This is a genomic window from Trueperaceae bacterium (assembly GCA_019454765.1).
Taxonomy (GTDB): domain Bacteria; phylum Deinococcota; class Deinococci; order Deinococcales; family Trueperaceae; genus JAAYYF01.
This window is the reverse complement of sequence record JACFNR010000076.1, coordinates 1-5,651: the sequence shown is the minus strand read 5'-3', so window position 1 is coordinate 5,651 and position 5,651 is coordinate 1. Positions and strand designations below refer to the sequence as shown.

Genomic DNA, 5,651 nt, shown 5'->3' with positions numbered 1-5,651 from the left:
GTCAGTCGACGACCTGAGCGGTCACGATCAGGAGGAGGTCGGTGGTCTCGTCCTCCGATGTGGTCGAGCCGAACAGCTCGCCGATGATGGGGATGTAGCCGAGGACCGGGACGCGCTTCTTGGTGAGCTTGAACTGGTTCTGCATCAGCCCGCCCAGCAGGGCCGTCTGGCCCGGCTCCAGGTTGATGGTCGAGGTCACGGAGCGGTTGGAGAGGTGCACGAAGTTCGGGTCGTTGGCGGCCGACAGCAGGTCCTCGACCTTGGCGTCGATCACCAGGGTGACGCTGCCGTCGTTGGCCACGCGCGGCGTGATCTCGAGCTGCACGCCGTAGGGGATCTCGCGCTCGATGTTCTCGCTGGCGCCGGGCAGCGAGATGAGGATGGTCCCGCCCGACTGGATGTGGCCGGTCTGGTTGTCGAGCACCGTGATGTTGCCGTCGTCGACGCGGCGCGACAGGCCCTGCGTCTCGAGCGCGTCGAGCACCGCCCCGATGTTGAAGGAGGAGACGGCGGCGGCGGAGTCGAAGATGAAGCGCAGGCCGGTGTCGAGGATGCTCGCCGAGAGCTGGCCGAGGCCGCCCGTGATGTCGAGGCCGAGGTCGTACGTGATGCTGTGAGCCACCTCTTGGATGCGCACCTGGACGTTCACCTGCTGGCGGCGCTGGTCGAGCTGCGGGATGAGCTCGGCGAAGCGCGCCTGCACGGCGTTCGTGCCCGTCACGATGAGGGCGTTGGCGCGCGGCTCGGCCACGACGGTGAAGTCGACCGACTGACCCGGGTTGCCCTCGGCGTCGGTGGTCACGATGCCGGTCTTCTGCAGCACGTCGGCGAGGTCCCGCGCCACGGCGTTGCTCAGGAAGTAGGTGCGCTGCTCGAGGTGGACCTGCTCGGCGGCGGTGTCGAACTGGGCGAGGAGGCGCCCCACGCGGTCGTGGTCGCTCTCGGTGGCGAGCACCATGATGCTGTGGACGCCGGGCAGCGCCTGGGCGTCGAGGCCGGGCATGGCGCGCTGGAGGATCTCGACGACCTGGTCGGGGTCCGTGTTGACGCGGTAGAAGCGCTGCTCCAGGTCGGCGGGGGCGGGGGCCGTCTCGGTGGCGGTCTCGGGCGCGGCCGGGGCGCGCAGCCTCGCCACCGACGCCGGCGAGCCCACCACCACGATGTCGTTGTCGAGCAGCACGTAGTCAAGGTCGTTGAGCGTGAGGACGAGGTTCCACACCTGCCGGAACGGCTTCGGGTCGCCGATGTCGTAGACGATGGTCTTCTCCGGCACGTCGTCGGTGACGGCCGTCAGGTCGATCGCCTTCGCGAGCGCCGTGATCATCGTCGAGAGGAGCTCGCCGCCCGCGCCGGTGCTGAACTCGACCGGGGCGTCGAAGCGCCCGTCCGCCGGCAACGGCGCGAGCGTTCCCTGTGCGGAGGCGAGAGCCAGGGCCGCGAGGAGCGTAGTGATGAGGATCCGCTTCATGTTCACCGCCTGATATCCAAGGAGAGCACCTGGGTGTTGTTTCCCAGCGAGAACTTAGCTTCGTAACCGCGCAGGTCGGCCAGCACGATCTCCGTGTCCGGCAGGGCCTGACCGAGGGTCAGCACCACCGGCTGGTCGTACTGCTTGGCCCGGAAGACGCCCACGCTGAGGGGCCCGAGAGCGGTGCCAGTGAAGCGCACGTCGTTGTCGCGCAGGTAGCGGCTCAGCGCGTCGGCGCCAACGACGAGTGGCAGGGTGTTGGTGGTCGACGCCGTCACCGATTCGGCAGTCGGTCGGCCGGGGCCGAGCACGCCCGGGCCGGCCATGACCGTGGCCTCGTCGTGAGGCGTGACGGCCGGGAGCGGCGCCGGGGCCGACTGGTCGGGCACCCGAACCGCGGCCACCTCAGCGAGGTTGGCGGGGCCGCTCGGGACGCTGGCGACGGTGCGGGAGTCGCGAAGGATGTCGGGGGTGATGGGGAGGGTGCCGCTGGGTAGCGGACGCGGCAGGTCGGCGGCGCGCGTGGGTGCCGGCGCCAGCGGCCGCGGGGCGGGCGGCACGACGGTGCGGGCGCTGGCCCCGGCCGGCGTGGCGCTGGGCGCGCCGGGCGTGCCGACCAGGGTGGCGTCGGCCGGGCCTGCGGGGCCGCCCGTGCCGTTCTCGACGATCACGACGTCGGGCTCGCGGCTGGGCGCGGCCTCGGCGACGACCTGGGCGGGCGGCGCCGGTGGCGCCTGCACCACCACGGGGGAGAACGGGTTGATGTTGCCGCGGCGCCCGGCTTGCGGTCGCGTGGGGTCGGCGGTGGCGTCGGCCTCGACCTGGGCCTCGGGGCTGGGTGGCGCGGTGACGAGGAAGGGGAGGTCGTCGACGACCAGGTCGCGGAGCACCACCGTGGGCGGCGTCACGACGGCGGGGGCGACCGGGGTGGTCGTCGTGGCCACGTCGGCGGCGCCCGGTTGGGTCGCGGCGGGGGTACCGGTGGCCTGCGCCGTGGCGCTCTCCACGGTGGGGCTCGAGCCCACCTCCCCGCCCGCGCCGGTGGTGGGCGCGGTGGTGGGGGAGGTGCGCGCCGCGTCGGCGGCCGCCGCGCCGGGGACGGTGGCGGGCTGGCTCAGGAGCGGCGCCGGCGTCTCGGGCTGGTTGAAGAAGTTCACCCAGAAGAAGGCGGCGGCGGCCACGAGCAGCAGGGCGATGAGGATGCGAGCGGTTCTCGAAAGGGTCATGGCCTACTGCTCCCCTGGATCGCTACCCGTGTAGACGTAGACGGTGAACGAGAAGGCGGCGTTGAGCAGCGGGTCGGTCGAGGCGTTGTCCTCCAGGTTGAGCGACACCTGACCGACCTTGGCGAAGCGCTGCATGGTCTCCAGGCGAGCGAGGTAATCCATCGTCTGCGAGTAGGTGCCTTCGGTCGTGATGTTGAAGCCGATCGACCTCACGTCCTGCACCTGCTCCTGCGCCGACCCTTGGCCGAACGACTGCATCACGACGTCCGAGTCGAGCGCGCTGGCGCGCAGGGAGTCAATGAGGCCGGCGATGTCGCTCTCGCGGGGCAACTGCGACAGGAACTCGCGGCGATCGGCCTCGAGCTCGGCCACCGCCAGGCGCAGGTTCGGGAGGTTGCGGCGCGCGTCCTCGCCGCGGCGGATGTCGGCGTCGAGGCGCGTGATGTCGGACTCTAGCTGGGCGATGCGGTCCTGGGTGGGGGAGTAGAGGTAGAAGTACCAGGCCACCGCGGCGAGGAGCGAGACGACGATGAAGATGATGGCCCAGTCGCGCTGCTTGAGGCGCCGGAGGTCGAAGGAGCGGCTCACGGCTGACCTCCGCCCAACGCGCCGACGGTGAGGGAGTACTGGTAGTACCCCTCCTCGCTGTCGCGCTGCGCGTTCTGGAACGCCACGCCGTAGTCGGGGCTGCGCTCGAGGGCGCGGATGAAGTCGGCGAGGACCTCCGGGCTCACGACGGTGCCCGACACAGACATCTCGGCCGTGACGGGTTTACCCTCGTAGCGTTGCGGGTCGGAGCGGGCGGGCACGACGCTCTGCATCGTGAGGGTGCGGAAGTCGATGTCGGGGCGGGTGCCGCCGCCGACGGGCAGGGTCTCGAGCAGGCCCGCGATCTCGCCCGTCCAGGTGACCGTGTTCTCGCGCACGTTGCGCGCCACGCTGATGAGCTGGTTGAGTTGCTGCTGGCGCGACAACAGGTCGCGTTGCTCGCGCAGGAACGGTTGCAGCAGGGCGAGCTGGTCCTCGCGCGCCAGCTTCTCCCGCTGCAGGTTGTTGGCGGTCGCCATGGCGGAGTACTGCATTATGCCGGCCACGATGAGGACCAGCAGCGGGAAGGCCACGGCGAGGAGGTGCCAGTAGCCCGGTTCGCGCACGCGCCTGAGGTTCTTGGGGAGCAGGTTGATGTTAATCAACGCCGGCCACCCCCCTCAGCGCCAGCCCGAGGGGCACCGCGAACTCGGAGCCGACCTTCCTGAGGTAGTGCGTGTCGAAGCGGTTCTCGTCGACCGTGACGCTCAGCCACGGGTCGCCGAGTTCCACCTTGATGCCGAGCGCGTCGCCGATGGCCTCGGGCAGCCCGCGCAGCTTGGCGCCGCCGCCCGTGACCACCATGCGGCTGATGGTGGCGTCGCCCGACTGCACCCTGAAGAACTCGAGCGAGCGCCGGATCTCGGTGGTCAACTCGACCAGCACGGGGCGCAGCGCGTCGTACACGCGGGAGGGGGAGAACTGCTCGCGCTTGGCGTCGAAGTTGAGGAGGTCCTCCTCGTCCTCGGTCGGGATGGTGGCGGTGCCGTACTCGATCTTCACGTCCTCGGCGCTGTCGAAGTCGAGCCCGAAGGCGCGCTGCACCGCGGCGGTGAAGTCGTCGCCGCTCACGTTGATGTTGCGGTTCATGAGGACGCGCTGCCCGCGCACGAGCGTGACGGTCGAGGTGCTGGCGGCGATCTCGAGCACAACCCCGATCTCGTTGGCCTCCGTGAAGTTCTCGCCCGACAGGGTGTCCTTCGTGAGGTGCTCGCCGTGGAGCGACCCGCGCAGCGCGCGCAGCAGCGAGAACGGCTTCACGTCGATGACGTGCGGTTCGAGCCCGGCGTGCTTCAGGTACTCGACCTGCTGCGACACCTCGTCGAGCCGCGCGGCCGCGATGACGACCTCGAGCTGACCCCCCTCCTCGACGTCCTCAGGGTTGTCGAGCACGAAGTAGTCGAGGACCACCTCGTCGATCGGGAAAGGGATGTAGCGCTCCGCTTCCCAGCGGATCGCCTCGTCCAGCTCGGCCACGGTCATGCGCGGAACGTGGATGTTACGCGTGATGGCCTGGCGGTTGCTGACGGCCGTTACCGTGAAGCGGCGCTGTATCCCGGCCTCATGGAAGAGCGCCTTTATCTCCTCTGCCAGCCCCTGTGGGTCGGTGACCTCGTCCTCGGTGACGAGGCCAGGAGGCATCGGCCGCACGGCGAGGGCGCCCAGCGTCGGGGGGTTACCGGCGCGCAGCTCCACCACTTTCAGCGCGCTGGTCCCCACCTCGAGCCCGACTGCCTCGATCTTGGGACTGAGCAAGCGAGACATCCGCTCGCGTAGTGAGGCCATACCGTCTCCTCCTAGCAAATCTGGGGGAGTCTACCACGGGGCCTTTCCGCCCCCACGTGAAAAATGCCTTCCGACGGGCCGCCTCCCTGGCCGGGTCCGAGCCGGTTATCGCGTCCTGGTCGATGGGTGCGCATGAAGGGCCCCTGAGAGGCCGATGTGGGCTTTCTCGCACGCCTCATGCGCGCGGGCGGCGCCCGGCCGGTTCAGTGCGGCCCCTTCGCGAGGTCGTTGAAGCGCACGTGCGCGTTGTGGAACTGCAGCTCCAGGCTGCCGGTGGGTCCGTTGCGCTGCTTGCCGACGATGATCTCGGCGATGCCGTGCTTCTCGCTGTGCGGGTCGTAGTACTCGTCGCGGTAGATGAACATGACGAGGTCGGCGTCCTGCTCGATGGCCCCCGAGTTGTGCATCACGACGCCGTCGGCCAGCCACGACGCCGGGCCGGGCACTGTCAGGTCGAACACGGGATGGGTGCCGGCGGGCTCGATGGCGACGATGTCGTCCCAGACGAGGTCGGACCCACCGGTCGCGGGCGCAGCCCTGGCCGTGGCGCGCGCCGCTGCCGCCCCGGCCGCCGCGGACGTGCC

Annotated in this window: 6 protein-coding genes; all 6 read right to left on the bottom strand. The window is 70.2% G+C overall.

Annotated elements, in window-relative coordinates; all coding sequences use genetic code 11:
* Nucleotide 1: 1 nt before the first annotated feature.
* A complete protein-coding gene (locus H3C53_13145) occupies nucleotides 2–1,468 on the bottom strand; it encodes a hypothetical protein (GenBank protein ID MBW7917612.1) in 1,467 nt (488 codons plus the stop codon).
* 2 nt (nucleotides 1,469–1,470) lie between these two features.
* Nucleotides 1,471–2,694, bottom strand: coding sequence for a hypothetical protein (locus H3C53_13140; GenBank protein ID MBW7917611.1), 1,224 nt, complete (start codon nucleotides 2,692–2,694; stop codon nucleotides 1,471–1,473).
* Between the two features lie 3 nt (nucleotides 2,695–2,697).
* Nucleotides 2,698–3,282 (bottom strand): type 4a pilus biogenesis protein PilO, encoded by a 585-nt coding sequence (gene pilO, locus H3C53_13135; protein ID MBW7917610.1) that lies wholly within the window; start codon nucleotides 3,280–3,282, stop codon nucleotides 2,698–2,700.
* Nucleotides 3,279–3,887 (bottom strand): hypothetical protein, encoded by a 609-nt coding sequence (locus tag H3C53_13130; protein ID MBW7917609.1) that lies wholly within the window; start codon nucleotides 3,885–3,887, stop codon nucleotides 3,279–3,281. Before H3C53_13130 ends, pilO begins: the two co-directional genes overlap by 4 nt.
* Nucleotides 3,880–5,067, bottom strand: coding sequence for a type IV pilus assembly protein PilM (gene pilM / locus H3C53_13125; protein ID MBW7917608.1), 1,188 nt, complete (start codon nucleotides 5,065–5,067; stop codon nucleotides 3,880–3,882). The genes H3C53_13130 and pilM overlap by 8 nt, the downstream gene beginning before the upstream one ends.
* Nucleotides 5,068–5,270: 203 nt before the next feature.
* Nucleotides 5,271–5,651, bottom strand: a 381-nt coding sequence (locus H3C53_13120; protein ID MBW7917607.1) for an intein-containing replicative DNA helicase, incomplete at its 5' end; no start/stop codon positions are given.